At 67.6% G+C, this 13,417-nt stretch carries 12 protein-coding genes; 2 read left to right on the top strand and 10 right to left on the bottom strand.

Annotated elements, in window-relative coordinates; translation table 11 throughout:
• Positions 1–27 precede the first annotated feature (27 nt).
• Entirely contained in the window at positions 28–1,176 is a 1,149-nt protein-coding gene (locus tag CBM2586_RS07525; protein WP_115687144.1) for an iron-containing alcohol dehydrogenase, read from the top strand.
• Between the two features lie 88 nt (positions 1,177–1,264).
• Positions 1,265–1,786: an O-acetyl-ADP-ribose deacetylase gene (locus CBM2586_RS07520; RefSeq protein WP_115662183.1), complete on the top strand. Its 522-nt coding sequence runs from the start codon at positions 1,265–1,267 to the stop codon at positions 1,784–1,786.
• Positions 1,787–1,841: 55 nt separating this feature from the next.
• Here the strand turns inward: CBM2586_RS07520 and CBM2586_RS07515 are convergent, their stop codons facing one another.
• From CBM2586_RS07515 to CBM2586_RS07470, 10 genes are all read right to left on the bottom strand, one after another.
• Entirely contained in the window at positions 1,842–2,789 is a 948-nt protein-coding gene (locus tag CBM2586_RS07515; protein WP_115687143.1) for an alpha/beta fold hydrolase, read from the bottom strand.
• Positions 2,790–2,842: 53 nt separating this feature from the next.
• Positions 2,843–3,745: an SDR family oxidoreductase gene (locus CBM2586_RS07510; RefSeq protein WP_115662185.1), complete on the bottom strand. Its 903-nt coding sequence runs from the start codon at positions 3,743–3,745 to the stop codon at positions 2,843–2,845.
• 62 nt (positions 3,746–3,807) lie between these two features.
• Positions 3,808–4,656 (bottom strand): class II aldolase/adducin family protein, encoded by an 849-nt coding sequence (locus CBM2586_RS07505; RefSeq protein WP_115687142.1) that lies wholly within the window; start codon positions 4,654–4,656, stop codon positions 3,808–3,810.
• A gap of 78 nt (positions 4,657–4,734) precedes the next feature.
• Positions 4,735–5,745 (bottom strand): NADP-dependent oxidoreductase, encoded by a 1,011-nt coding sequence (locus tag CBM2586_RS07500; RefSeq protein WP_115662187.1) that lies wholly within the window; start codon positions 5,743–5,745, stop codon positions 4,735–4,737.
• Positions 5,746–5,841: 96 nt separating this feature from the next.
• A complete protein-coding gene (locus tag CBM2586_RS07495) occupies positions 5,842–6,279 on the bottom strand; it encodes a PaaI family thioesterase (RefSeq protein ID WP_111521010.1) in 438 nt (145 codons plus the stop codon).
• A 92-nt stretch (positions 6,280–6,371) separates the two neighbouring features.
• A complete protein-coding gene (locus CBM2586_RS07490) occupies positions 6,372–7,154 on the bottom strand; it encodes an SDR family oxidoreductase (RefSeq protein WP_115662188.1) in 783 nt (260 codons plus the stop codon).
• A 55-nt stretch (positions 7,155–7,209) separates the two neighbouring features.
• Positions 7,210–9,072, bottom strand: a complete 1,863-nt coding sequence (locus CBM2586_RS07485; RefSeq protein WP_115687141.1) for an acyl-CoA dehydrogenase — start codon at positions 9,070–9,072, stop codon at positions 7,210–7,212.
• 246 nt (positions 9,073–9,318) lie between these two features.
• Positions 9,319–10,497, bottom strand: a complete 1,179-nt coding sequence (locus CBM2586_RS07480; RefSeq protein WP_115687140.1) for an acetyl-CoA C-acyltransferase — start codon at positions 10,495–10,497, stop codon at positions 9,319–9,321.
• Between the two features lie 45 nt (positions 10,498–10,542).
• Positions 10,543–11,187 carry a bifunctional nicotinamidase/pyrazinamidase gene (gene pncA / locus CBM2586_RS07475; RefSeq protein ID WP_115662191.1) on the bottom strand — a complete coding sequence of 215 codons (645 nt, stop codon included), beginning with the start codon at positions 11,185–11,187 and terminating at the stop codon, positions 10,543–10,545.
• Between the two features lie 30 nt (positions 11,188–11,217).
• Positions 11,218–13,299 carry a 3-hydroxyacyl-CoA dehydrogenase NAD-binding domain-containing protein gene (locus tag CBM2586_RS07470; RefSeq protein WP_115687139.1) on the bottom strand — a complete coding sequence of 694 codons (2,082 nt, stop codon included), beginning with the start codon at positions 13,297–13,299 and terminating at the stop codon, positions 11,218–11,220.
• Positions 13,300–13,417: the final 118 nt, after the last annotated feature.

The following is a 13,417-nucleotide window of genomic DNA, read 5'->3' as shown; positions in this document are numbered from 1 at the left end:
GCAGATCCCAGCAGGAGACAAGCAAACATGGCGTTCATCTACTATCTGACCCACATTCACCTGGATTTCGGCGCGGTCAACGTGCTGAAGTCGGAATGCGAGCGCATCGGCATCCGCCGGCCGCTGCTGGTGACTGACCGGGGCGTGGTTGCGGCCGGCGTGGCGCAGCGCGCCATCGATGCGATGCAGGGCCTGCCGGTGGCGGTGTTCGACGAGACCCCGTCGAACCCGACCGAGGCCATGGTGCGCAAGGCCGCCGCGCAGTACCGCGAGCAAGGCTGCGACGGCCTGGTCGCGGTGGGCGGCGGCTCGTCGATCGACCTGGCCAAGGGCATCGCCATCCTGGCCACGCACGCGGGCGAGCTGACCAGCTATGCCACCATCGAGGGCGGCAGCGGCCGCATCACCGACCAGGCCGCGCCGCTGATCGCTGTGCCCACCACGTCCGGCACCGGCAGCGAGGTCGCGCGCGGCGCCATCATCATCCTGGACGACGGCCGCAAGCTGGGCTTCCATTCCTGGCACCTGCTGCCCAAGTCCGCGGTATGCGACCCCGAGCTGACCCTGGGACTGCCCGCCGGCCTGACCGCCGCCACCGGCATGGACGCCATCGCCCACTGCATCGAGACCTTCCTGGCGCCCGCCTTCAACCCGCCCGCGGACGGCATCGCGCTCGACGGCCTGGAGCGCGGCTGGACCCATATCGAGCGCGCCACCCGCGACGGCAAGGACCGCGATGCGCGCCTGAACATGATGAGCGCGTCGATGCAGGGCGCAATGGCGTTCCAGAAGGGACTGGGCTGCGTGCATTCGCTGTCGCACCCGCTGGGCGGGCTGAAGATCGACGGCCGCACCGGCCTGCACCACGGCACCCTCAACGCGGTGGTGATGCCGGCGGTGCTGCGCTTCAATGCCGACGCGCCCACCGTGGTGCGCGATCAGCGCTACGCGCGCCTGCGCCGCGCCATGCACCTGCCCGACGGCGCCGACCTGGCGCAGGCGGTGCATGACATGACCGCGCGCCTGGGCCTGCCGACCGGGCTGCGCCAGATGGGCGTCACCGAGGACATGTTCGACAAGGTGATCGCCGGCGCGCTGCTCGACCATTGCCACAAGACCAACCCGAAAGAAGCCAGCGCCGCGGATTATCGGCGTATGCTTGAGCAGTCCATGTAGCACACCGCGTAGCACCCAGCGGCTTCCCGCCGGTCGGACCGACCAAGCGGCTGTCCGGCGGCCCTCCCTCCACAGCGCAGGAGACACCATGAGCGGCGAGCACTTGCAGGTAGTCCATGGCGATATCACCCGGATGGAAGTCGATGCCATCGTCAATGCGGCCAACAGCGGCCTGCTCGGCGGCGGCGGCGTCGACGGGGCCATCCACGGGGCCGGCGGCCCTGCCATCATGGAGGCCTGCCGCGCGATCCGCGACGCGCAGGGCGGCTGCCCCACCGGCGAGGCGGTGATCACCACTGGCGGGCGCCTGCCCGCGCCGTACGTGATCCACGCGGTCGGCCCGGTCTGGCATGGCGGCGGCCAGGACGAGGACGAACAGCTTGCCAACGCCTACCGCAACAGCATCCGCGTGGCCGCGCAGCACCACCTGCGCACGCTCGCCTTTCCCAACCTCAGCACCGGCATCTATGGCTTCCCGCGCGAACGCGCGGCGGATATCGCCATCGCCGCGGTGCGCGAGGCGCTGGCGGGGGCGCCGGAAATCGAGCAGGTCACCTTCGTCTGCTTCGATGACGAGAACTACCGGCTTTACCGCGAGCGGCTGAGCTGAAACCCTGCCCGCGGCGGCCGGTGCCGCCGCAGGCGGGGTTTTGCGGAGCCAGCGCTCAGGCCGGCAGCGCGCTGCGGATCAGCAGGTTGATCCGTTCCGGCTGCTCGTGGATCACCCAGTGCGTGCCCTCGGGGATGCGCTCGAGCCGCAGGTCGGGCACGAAGTCGGCCAGGCCGTCCACCAGCGACTTTGGCAGCGCGCGGTCGCGCTCGCCCCACACCACCAGCGTCGGCACCCGCACCACGAACGCGGCCGGGTCCAGCCGCGCAATGTCGGGCGGCGGCTCGCCCTCGCCCGGCGGATGCATCGGCGAAGCCCGGTAGAAGTTGACACCGCCGGTGAGCGGATGCACCCCGATGTCCCTGCCCTCGCCCGGCTGCGACCACGCCGCGTGGTACCTGGCGCGGGTCTCGGCGGTGTACCACGCCGCCGGCTTGCCGTCGTCGTCGGACAGCATCCGGTCCAGCAGCGCGAAGTCGTTGGCCGCCAGCGCCTGTTCCGAGCCCGGCTTGCGCAGCCAGTTCATGTAGGCCGAGGCCGCCTGCTGCGCCGGATCGGTGGCGAGCGCGCGCGCGAACAGGTACGGGTGCGGCGAATTGACGATGACCAGCTGGCGCACCAGCTGCGGGAACTGGATCGCCAGGTTCCAGCAGATCGCCCCGCCCCAGTCGTGCGCCACCACCACGGCCTGGTCATAGCCCAGCGCGCCGATCAGCTGCACCAGGTCTTCGACGATATGGCGCGGCCGGTAGGCGCTGAAGTCGGCGGGCTTGCTCGACAGGTTGAAGCCGCGCAGGTCGGGCGCGACGGCGAAATGCGTGCGCCCGAACTCGGCCAGCTGCGCCTCCCATTCGAACCAGAATTCCGGAAAGCCGTGCACGAACAGCATCAGCGGCTTGCCGCGCTCGCCGGCGCTGGCGTAGTGCAGCCGGGTTTCATTGGGCAGCGTGGCGTACTGCAGGTGGCGGATCACGGCGGCGGGCGCTGCCATGTTGCTCTCCATATGCGGTCCTCCTGGTTGTGGCGTGGTGCTGGCCAGCGTTGGCGAACGTCGACTCAGCCGCGCAACGCGGCAACCAGGCCCGCGCGGACCTCGGGCTTGTCGGCAAACGGATCGCCGGGATTGCGCTGCCCGACGATATCCTCGAAGCGCTGGCGCACGGGGGCGAGCGCCTGGGGGTGGGAATAAATATAGAAGCTTTCGTCGCGGATGGCATCGAAGGTGATCCGTGCCACTTCCGCCGCGGTCACCTTGCCCGAGCCGACGGCCTTGTCGGACAAGGCCTGCGACACCAGCTGCGAGCGCGTCGGCGGCGCCTGGTTGGCCAGGCCGGCGGGCCGGTTGCGCTGCGACTGGCTGATGCCGGTCGGCACGAAATACGGGCACAGCACCGAGCAGCGCACCTGCTGCGTCACCAGCCCGAGGTCCTGGTACAGCGTTTCGGTCAGCGCCACCACCGCGTGCTTGGACACGTTGTAGACGCCCATCGCCGGCGGATTCAGCAAGCCCGCCATCGATGCGGTGTTGACGATATGCCCCTCGAACGCCGGGTCCTTCTCCGCGGCGGCCAGCATCAGCGGCGTGAAGATGCGCACGCCGTGCACCACGCCGTACAGGTTGACGCCCAGCACCCATTCCCAGTCCCGCTCCGAGTTTTCCCAGATCAGGCCGCCCGCGCCGACGCCGGCATTGTTGAACAGCAGGTTGACCTGGCCGAAGGTCTCGATCGCGGCATCGGCCAGCGCCTGCACCTGCGCGGCTTGCGAGACGTCGGTGCGCAGGCCGATCACCGGCACGTTGCGCGCCTGGAATTCGGCGACGGTCGCGTCCAGCGCGTCTTCCTGCACATCGGCCAGCACCAGCTTCATGCCGAGGTCGGCGGCGATGCGGGCAAATTCCTTGCCGAAGCCCGAGGCCCCGCCGGTGATCACGGCCACCTTGTTGGAGAAATCCTTCATGTCGTCTGTCCTGTCGCGTGAATCAAATGGGGGGCTGCCCGCCGCATGGCAGGCATGCGGGCTCAGTCCAGCAGGTCGGGCTGTTCCTTGACGATGCGGGCGTAGAGTGGCTGGAACTGGAACCAGCCCGCCTGCGCGGTGCCGACGATCGAATACGCCTGCCGTGCGGCCGCGTCGGCAATCACCTTCAGCGGCGCCTGCGTGCGCGCCGCGGCCGCTTCGGCCAGCAGCTGCACCTGGCAGGAGCGCTCCATGGTGATGAACCACCACGCCGCTTCGTCGACGGTCTTGCCGACCGTCAGCAGGCCGTGGTTCTGCAGGATCGCGGCCTTGTTCTGCCCGAGCGCATTGGCGATGCGCTGGCCCTCGTCGAGCTCTACCACCACGCCGCCAAAGTCGTCATAGACCGCATGGTCGTGGTAGAAGGCGCACACGTCCTGCGTCAGCGGGTCGAGTGGCCGGCCAAGCGTCGACCACGCGCGGCCATGGGTGCTGTGCGAGTGCGCGGCGGCGACCGCATCGGGGCGGGTCTGGTGCACGCGCGAATGAATGGCAAAGGCCGCGGCGTTGACCGGGTAGTCGCCCTCGACCACGTCGCCGTGGTGGTCGCAGCGGATCAGGTTGGAGACCCTGACCTGGCTGAAATGCACGCCGAACGGATTGACCCAGAAGGTGTCGGGGAACCCGGGATCGCGCGCGGTGATATGGCCGGCCACGCCTTCGTCGAAGCCGAATTTCGAGAACAGCCGGAAGGCGGCGGCCAGGCGCTGCTTGCGGTGCAGGCGCTCCTCGCCCACGGTGGCGAACTGCGGCGGCCGCGGCAGGTTGCGGTAGCGGGCCTTGACCTCTTCAGGCAGGCCGGCGCCGATCTCGTCGGCACCCTGGCTTTGCGGGGCTTGCGGGGCATTCATCGGTGTCTCCTGTGGCGGGTCCAGTGATATCCGTTGCCCGCGGCGCCGGTCCGGCGCGCCGCGGCCCTGCAGGCGCCGTCAGACCAGCTTGACCAGCTGCTTGCCGAAGTTCTTGCCCTTGAGCAGGCCCATGAAGGCTTCCGGCGCGCTGGCCAGGCCCTCGGCAATGCTTTCGCGGAACTTGAGCTTGCCTTGGGCGACCGCGCTGCCCAGTTCCTTCAGCGCCTGCGGCCAGACTTCCATATGCTCGGAGACGATAAAGCCCTCGATGGTCAGGCGCGAAACCAGGATCAGCTGCGGGTTCTTCAGCGGCAGCGGCTGGCCGTCATAGCCGGCGATCATGCCGCACATGGCGATGCGGCCGAAGGCGTTCATGCGCGACAGCACCGCGTCGAGGATGTCGCCGCCGACGTTCTCGAAATAGCCGTCGATGCCGTCGGGCGTGGCCTCCTTGAGCATGGTGTAGAGCTCCTTCGGGTCCTTCGCCGCCTTGTAGTCGATGCAGGCATCGAAACCCAGCTCGTTGACCACGTAGTCGCACTTGTCCTTGCCGCCGGCGAAGCCCACCGCGCGGCAGCCCGCCAGCTTGGCCAGCTGGCCCACCACGCTGCCGACCGCGCCTGACGCGGCGCTGACCGCGATGGTCTTGCCCGCCTTGGGCTGTATGATCTTGTTCAGGCCATACCATGCGGTCACGCCGGGCATGCCGACCGAGCCGAGGTAGGCCGACAGCGGGATGTGCGTGGTATCGACCGGCTGCAGGCCGGTGCCGTCGCTGACGCCCATTTCCTGCCAGCCGAACATGCCGACGACCTTGTCGCCCGGCTTGAACTTGCTGTTCTTGCTTTCCACCACCTCGCCGACGGTGCCGCCGATCATCACTTCATTAAGCGGCTGCGGCGCGGCGTAGGACTTGCTGTCATTCATGCGGCCGCGCATATACGGGTCGAGCGATAGGTAATGGTTGCGCACCAGCACCTGGCCGTCGGCGAGCTGCGGCACGGGCACTTCTTCCAGGCGGAAATTGGCCGGCGTCACCGCGCCTTCGGGACGCGAGGCCAGGACGATGCGCTTGAACGTGTTGGACATGGTCGGGTTCCTTCCAAGGGGAGATGGAAACTGCATGGAAACTGCTGCTGCGGGGCAATCCGGCACATGAGCGCCCCGCCTGTCCTGCGCCGGCGCTCAGCCGTCGGCGCCGGTATCGGTTTCGCCGGGGCGCTGCGGCGGCATGCGCCGGATGTACTTGAACGTGCCCGAGCCGCGCGCCACGGTCTTGCCGTCGGCATCGACGATCTCGGCCTCGCAGAACACCATGGTGGTGGTGCGGTGCACGGTGGTGCCGCGCGCGGTCAGGTGGCCGCGGCCCGGCGCCATGAAGCTGCTCTTCATTTCGATGGTGACCACGCCGCGGCCGTCGGCATCGCTGCTGCGCCCGGCCACCGCCATGGCCACGTCGAGCAGCGTCATGATCACGCCGCCGTGGGCCATGTCCCAGCTGTTCTGGTGGCGCTTTTCGGTCGGCAGCGAGATCTCGCTGCGCCCGCCCTCGGCCAGGCTACAGGTCACGCCGAGCTCGGCGAGGAACGGGATATGGCTCAGGGAGCCGGTGTACTGGTTCATGGCAATGCGAATGGGAGTGGGGGTTGGAGAGGCACCGGCAGTTTGCCCGCCGGCGCCGACCCCGCATTATTGCCGCAAACGACGGCAGTCGCTCAGACCGCGCTGACGCCGCCGTCGACCGCCAGGATCTGACCCGTGATGTGCTTGCCGGCATCGCTGGCGAACAGCAGCGCGGCGCCCTTGAGGTCTTCGTCGTCACCCAGGCGGTGCAGCGGCACGCCGGCGCACATGGCCTCGACGCCCATGCGCTCGAGCGAGCCCTTGGTCATCTTGGACGGGAAGAAGCCCGGCGCCAGCGCATTGACGGTGATATTGTGCTCGCCCCACTCCGCCGCCAGCGTGCGGGTGAAATTGACCACCGCGCCCTTCGAGGTGTTGTAGGCGATGGTCTCCATCGACCCCGGCGGATTGCCCGCCAGGCCCGCGATCGACGCCACGTTGATGATGCGGCCGTAGCGGCGCGGGATCATCGACAGCTTGCCGATGCGCTGGCTCAGCAGGAACAGGCCGCGGATATTCAGGTTCATCACCTTGTCCCACGCTTCCACCGGATGGTCTTCGGCCGGCGCGCCCCAGGTGGCGCCGGCGTTGTTGACCAGGATGTCGACGTGACCGAGCCTGGCGATGGCCTCGTCGGCCAGGCGCGCGATGTCCGCCTCTTGCGAGCCGTCGGCGGCGATCCAGTCGGCCTCGATGCCGAGGCCCTTCAGGTGTTCCTGCGCCGCGCGCAGCTCGTCGGCCTTGCGCGCCGACAGCACGATACGCGCGCCCTGCTCGCCCAATGCCTCGGCGATCTGCAGGCCAAGGCCGCGCGAGCCGCCGGTGATCAGCGCGGTCTTGCCCTTCAGGTCAAACAGTTGCTGGATGGTGCGCATGTTGTCTCTTCCTTGGTTGTCTTTGAATGATGTGGCAAGCGATCAGAACCAGCGATCAGAACCAGGCGTCCTGCATGTCCAGCGTGGTGCGGTCGAGCGATGCCAGCAAGTCGAGCTGGGGGCCGACCCTGGGCAGCTCGAAGCGGAAGAAGTACGCCGCCGCCGCCAGCTTGCCGCGATAGAAGTCCTGGTCCTCCTTGCCGCTGTCCCGCGCCAGCGCCACCTGTGCCAGCAGCGCCTGCTCCAGCCAGATCCACGCGACCACCACGTGCCCGAAGGCTTCAAGGTAGACCGAGGCGTTGGCCAGCGTCACGTTGGCATCGCCGGCACTCCACAGCGCCTGGGTCACTTCGGCCAGGCGCGCGGCAGCGGCGCCGAGCGAGCGCGCCTGCCGCGCCAGTTCGGCATCGTCCGCGCCCAGCGCGCGGCCGATGGTGGCCTGCACGCGCTCGCCCAGCAGCCTGAACGCGGCGCCATCCTTCATCACCACCTTGCGGCCCAGCAGGTCCAGGCCCTGGATGCCATGCGTGCCTTCGTGGATCGGGTTCAGGCGGTTGTCGCGGTAGAACTGCTCGACGTTGTATTCGCGGGTGTAGCCGTAGCCGCCATGCACCTGGATCGCCAGGTTGTTGGCCTCCAGGCACCATTGCGACGGCCAGCTCTTGGCGATCGGGGTCAGGATGTCGAGCAGCAGCGCCAGGCGCGCATGCGCTTCCTGGTCGCCGGCGGCGCCAGCGGCCTCTTCCTCGTCCACCAGCCGCGCGCAGTACAGGTTCAGCGCCAGGCCGCCCTCGACATAGCTCTTCTGCGCCAGCAGCATGCGGCGGATATCGGCGTGCTCGACCAGCTTCACCTGCGGGCTGGCCGCGTCCTTCCCGCCGGGGCCGACGGGACGGCCTTGCGGACGGTTGCGCGCATAGTCCAGCGCATGCAGGTAGCCGGTATAGCCGAGCATCACCGCGCCCAGGCCCACGCCGATGCGCGCCTCGTTCATCATGTGGAACATGCAGGCCAGGCCCTTGTGCGGCTCGCCTACCAGGTAGCCGATGGCGCCGGCCTTGCCGCCCGGATGGTACTTCATGCCCTCGCCGAAATTCAGCAGGCAGTTGGTGGTGCCGCGGTAGCCCATCTTGTGGTTCAGGCCGGCCAGCACCACGTCGTTGTGCTCGCCCAGCGAGCCATCCTCGTTGACCAGGTACTTGGGCACGATAAACAGCGAGATGCCCTTCACGCCCGGGATCAGCTTGCCGTCCGGGCCGGGGATCTTGGCCAGCACCAGGTGGACGATGTTGTCCGACAGTTCGTGCTCGCCGGCGGAAATCCACATCTTGTTGCCGCGCAGGCGGTATTGCGCGCCCAGCGGCGATTCGCCTTCATATTCGGCGCGCGTCGTGATATCCGACAGCGACGAGCCGGCCTGCGGCTCCGACAGGCACATGGTGCCGAAGAAGCGCCCTGCCATCTCCGGCTTGACGAAGGTCTCGACCTGCGCTGGCGTGCCGTGCGTCAGCAGCAGGTTGGCGTTGCCGATGGTCAGGAAGGGGTAGGAGCTGGTGCCGACGTTGGCGCCCTTGAAGTAGGCGAAGCCGGCCTTCTCGACCACCACCGGCAGCTGCATGCCGCCCAGCTCGTAGTCCTGGCCGGCGGCCATCAGGCCGGCCTCGCAGAAGGCCTTCAGCGCGGTGCTGACCTCGGGGATGATGGTGACGGTCTCGCCGTCGAATTCGGGTTCGTGCTGGTCGTTCTTCTTGTTGTGCGGCGCGAACAGGTCGGTGGCGATCTTCTCGCAGGTATCCAGCGCGGCATCGAAGGTCTCGCGCGAGTGGTCGGCGTAGCGCGGAATGCGGGTCAGCTCGTCGACCTTGAGCCATTCATACAGAATGAAGTTCAGGTCGCGGCGGGAAAGGATCATCGACATGGTGTCTCCAGGCGGAGCGCTGCGTGGGGCGCTCGCAATTTTTTTCTGTTCTCGGGACGGCGTAGCGCTTGAAGAACGCTTTGCTTTGGATGACCAATGGCGGGCTCCCTCTCCCGCTTGCGGGAGAGGGATGGGGAGAGGGCCGGCGTGGCCACGAAGGGACGCGCGTCGGTACTGCGAGCTCCCGCCCTCTCCCCCGGCCTCTCTCCCGCAGGCGGGAGAGGAGAGCAAACAAGCGGTCGGTCGTTACAGAACTTCGAACAGACCGGCAGCTCCCTGCCCGCCGCCAATGCACATCGTCACCACCACATACTTCACCCCACGGCGCTTGCCCTCGATCAGCGCATGGCCGACCAGGCGCGCACCCGACACACCATACGGATGCCCCACCGCAATCGCGCCGCCGTTGACATTGAGGCGGTCCATCGGGATGCCCAGCTTGTCGGCGCAGTACAGCACCTGCACGGCGAAGGCTTCGTTCAGCTCCCACAGGCCGATGTCCTCGACCTTCAGGCCGGCCTTCTTCAGCAGCTTGGGCACCGCGAAGACGGGGCCGATGCCCATCTCGTCCGGCTCGCAACCGGCCACGGCAAAGCCGCGGAACACGCCCAGCGGCTGCAGGCCCTTGGCCTCGGCCACGCGTGCATTCATCACCACGGCCGCCGAGGCGCCGTCCGAGAACTGCGAGGCATTGCCGGCGGTGATCACGCCACCCGGCACCGCGCTGCGGATCTTGGCCACGCCTTCCAGCGTGGTGTCGGCGCGGATGCCTTCGTCGGCAGAGATCGTGACTTCCTTCGTCACCAGCTGGCCGGTGGACTTGTCGGCGACGCCGGCAAGCACCGTCATCGGCACGATCTCGTCCTTGAACTTGCCGGCTTCCTGCGCGGCGGCGGCGCGCTGCTGGCTGCGCACGCCGTACTCGTCCTGGCGATCCTTCGAGATGCTGTAGCGCTTGGCCACGTTCTCGGCGGTCTGCAGCATGTTCCAGTAGATTTCCGGCTTGTTCTTGGTCAGCCAGCTTTCCTGGACCATATGGCGGTTCATCTCCTGCTGCACGCACGAGATGCTCTCCACGCCGCCGGCGACGAAGATGTCGCCCTCATCGGCGATCACGCGCTGCGCCGCCATGGCGATGGTCTGCAGGCCCGACGAGCAGAAGCGGTTGACGGTGGCACCGGGCACGGTGACCGGGCAGCCGGCGCGCAGTGCGATCTGGCGCGCGATATTGGCACCGGTGGCGCCTTCCGGGTTGGCGCAGCCCATCAGCACGTCTTCCACTTCGGCGGCCTCGATCCTGGCGCGGGCGATGGCGTGCTGCACGGCGTGGCCACCCAGCGTGGCGCCGTGGGTCATGTTGAAGGCGCCCTTCCAGCTCTTTGCCAGCGCGGTACGTGCGGTGGATACGATGACTGCTTCGTTCATGTGTTGCTCCTCGGAATCTTGTGTCGATCAGTTCGGTGGTTCGGTTCAGCCCTGGCCCTTGAGCACATCCGCGGACATGACACGCGCGACGCCGGCGGCGCCGAGGTCCTGCCATGCCCTGGCCAGCGACCCCCGCAGGTCGATGGCGCGGCACGCATCCTCGATCACCGCGGCCTCGAAGCCCGCGGCGCGCGCATCGAGCGCGCTCCAGGCCACGCAGTAGTCCGTCGCCAGCCCGGCGCAGAACACGCGCTTCACGCCATGCTCGCGCAGGTAGCCTGCCAGCCCGGTGCGCGTGGTGCGGTCCGCTTCAAGGAAGGCGGAGTAGCTGTCCACGTCGGCATGGTGGCCCTTGCGGATCACCAGCCGGGCGTGCGGCACGTGCAGGCCCGCATGCAGCGCGGCGCCGGGTGTGTCCTGCACGCAGTGCACCGGCCACAACACCTGCTCGCCATACGGCAGCGTAAGCATCTGGAACGGCTGCGTGCCGGCATGGTTGGCCGCGAATGAAACGTGCGCGGCCGGATGCCAGTCCTGCGTCACCACCACATGCCCGAACGCGCGCGCCAGCCGGTTGATGACGGGCACCACCTCATCGCCGCTGGGCACGGCAAGCGCGCCGCCCGGCATGAAGTCGTTCTGCACGTCGATCACCAGCAGGCAATCGTCCGGTCCGATGGTGGTGTTCATCTCAGCTCCAGGCTGAACCCTCGTGGCGTATTAACCGTTAAAGCCCTTGCCTTCGTCCGCCAGCTTCTGCAGCAGCGGCGCGACCTGCCAGGCTTCGCCGTGGTAGCCCTTGGCGTAGCGCTTCATTGCCAGCGCCACGTTGTACAGGCCGACCTGGTCCGCGTACAGCATCGGGCCGCCGCGGAACAGCGGGAAGCCGTAGCCGGTCAGGTACACCATGTCGATATCCGAGGCCTTGGAAGCAATGCCCTCTTCCAGGATCCTGGCGCCTTCGTTGACCAGCGCGAACACCAGGCGCTCGACGATCTCTTCGTCAGAGATCTTGCGGCGCGTGATGCCAAGGTCCTTGGAGTGCTGCACGATCATGTCGTTGACCTGCTGGTTCGGGTACGGCTTGCGGTCGCCCGCCTTGTAGTCGTACCAGCCCGCGCCGGTCTTCTGGCCGTAACGGCCCATCTCGCACAGCAGGTCGGCGGTCTTGGAGTACTGGATGTCCGGCTTGTCCACGGCGCGGCGCTTGCGGATGGCCCAGCCGATGTCGTTGCCGGCCAGGTCGCCCATGCGGAACGGGCCCATGGCAAAGCCGAACTTCTCGATGGCCTTGTCGACCTGTTCCGGCAGCGCGCCTTCGTCCAGCAGGTAGCCGGCCTGGCGGCTGTACTGCTCGATCATGCGGTTGCCGATAAAGCCGTCGCACACGCCCGACACCACCGCGGTCTTCTTGATCTTCTTGCCGATCTGCATGACCGTGGCCAGCACGTCCTTGCCGGTCTTCTCGCCGCGCACCACTTCCAGCAGCTTCATCACGTTGGCCGGGCTGAAGAAGTGCATGCCGACCACGTCCTGCGGACGCTTGGTGAACGAGGCGATCTTGTTGACGTCCAGCGTGGAGGTGTTCGAAGCCAGGATGGCGCCCTGCTTCATCACTTCGTCCAGCTTCTTGAAGACGATTTCCTTGACGCCCATTTCCTCGAACACGGCCTCGATGACCATGTCGGCATCCTTGATGTCGTCATAGGACAGCGTGGTGCTCAGCAGGCCCATGCGCTGCTCGACCTTCTCCTGCGTGAGCTTGCCCTTCTTGGCACTGTTCTCGTAGTTCTTGCGGATGATGCCGACGCCGCGGTCCAGCGCTTCCTGCTTGGTTTCCAGGATGGTGACCGGGATGCCGGCGTTGAGGAAGTTCATGCTGATGCCGCCACCCATGGTGCCGGCGCCGATCACGGCAACCTTCTCGATCTTGCGCACCGGGGTGCCTTCGGGCACGTCGGGGATCTTGCTGGCGGCACGCTCGCCAAAGAAGGCGTGGCGCAGCGCGCGCGATTCCGGCGTGGTCACCAGGAACAGGAAGCCCTCGCGCTCCTGCTTCAGGCCCTGCTCGAACGGCTTGAGCGAGCCGGCCACCGCTTCCAGGCACTTCAGCGGCGCCGGGAAGTTCTTGGCCATCGCGGCCACGGTGTTGCGGGCGAAGCCGAGGTAGCCTTCCGCGTTTTCGTGGCGCACCTTGAGGTCGCGCACCTTCGGATGCGGGCCGCTGGCGGCGCCGACGTTCTGGGCGAACTTGACCGCCGCGGGCAGCACGTCACCGTCGACGATCTCGTCGAACAGCTTGGTACCGGCGAACTTCTCGGACGGCACCGCGGTGCCCGACACGATCATGTTGGCGGCGGCTTCCAGGCCGATCACGCGCGGCAGGCGTTGCGTGCCGCCGGCGCCGGGCAGCAGGCCCAGCTTGACCTCCGGCAGCGCGATCTGCGCGCCCTTGGAGGCCACGCGGTAGTTGCAGCCCAGCGCCAGTTCCAGGCCGCCGCCCATCGCGACCGAGTGCACGGCCGCGACCACCGGCTTGGACGACGCTTCCAGCACGCGGATCACCGAGTGCAGGGTCGGCTCCTGCATGGCCTTGGGCGTATTGAATTCGCGGATGTCGGCGCCGCCCGAGAAAGCCTTGCCGGCGCCGGTGATGACGACGGCCTTGACGGCGGCATCGTCCAGCGCACGGGTCATGCCTTCGACGATGCCAAGCCGGGTGCTGTGACCCAGGCCGTTGACAGGGGGATTGTCGAGCGTGATGACGGCTACGCCGTCCTGAACCTGATACTGCGCTGTCATGCTGGTTCCTTTACGAAAGTATTGTCTCGGGATTCGAATTCTCGAATGAATGTTTTATGCAGCGCGGGCGTGCCGGCTGCGGCCGGCGCCCCGGGTGGCGGCTGTCATGGGTGGGTTA

It is taken from the genome of Cupriavidus taiwanensis, from assembly GCF_900250115.1.
GTDB classification, from domain to species: domain Bacteria; phylum Pseudomonadota; class Gammaproteobacteria; order Burkholderiales; family Burkholderiaceae; genus Cupriavidus; species Cupriavidus taiwanensis_B.
The sequence above is the reverse complement of the archived record's forward strand: the minus strand, read 5'-3'. Positions and strand labels throughout refer to the sequence as shown.